Raw genomic sequence first — 479 nt, 5'->3', positions numbered from 1 at the left:
TATATCAATACCGGCATAGGCATTCAATTGCTTGTGATTCGTAAAACGAGTAATATCTCCTATTTCAGCTATTAAGCGTACAGCCGTATTAGATCCAATTCCAGGAAGGCTCAAAATAATAGAATATTCCGCATGTTGTTCAGCTATCTGCACCATTTTGCTGATACATTCTTCCTTTTGTCCAAGAAGATCTTGATAGCGTACCGCGTATATTTTGAGCTGTTCGCATAAAACATCATCAACATCTACAGATGGATAAGAAATTTTAGCTGCTTCTAGTATTTCTATGGCTTTCTTTTCAGCTATCTGTATTGATATATTCTTTTTTGTATTTGCTCGAATTCGATTCTTAATTGTGGTTTTCGAGAGGTCTAGAACTAAATCAGGATGTGGAAATAACTGAACAAGATTTAAAAATAAATCTGATTTTGTTGTAAAAATCTGTTCTAGCTCAGGAAATGTGAGCTGCAGTACTTTAT

General features: G+C 34.4%; 1 protein-coding gene. It reads right to left on the bottom strand.

All coding sequences use genetic code 11. The annotated features are described in order from the left end of the window. Positions 1–479 (bottom strand): transposase (locus JDS99_RS30985; protein WP_199696502.1); only part of this gene is annotated, 479 nt, incomplete at both ends.

Origin of the sequence: Bacillus cereus group sp. N6, assembly GCF_016483705.1 — a bacterium.
In the GTDB taxonomy this organism is placed as follows: domain Bacteria; phylum Bacillota; class Bacilli; order Bacillales; family Bacillaceae_G; genus Bacillus_A; species Bacillus_A wiedmannii.
Note: the sequence above shows the minus strand (reverse complement) of the source record. Positions and strands in the feature narration are given on the sequence as shown.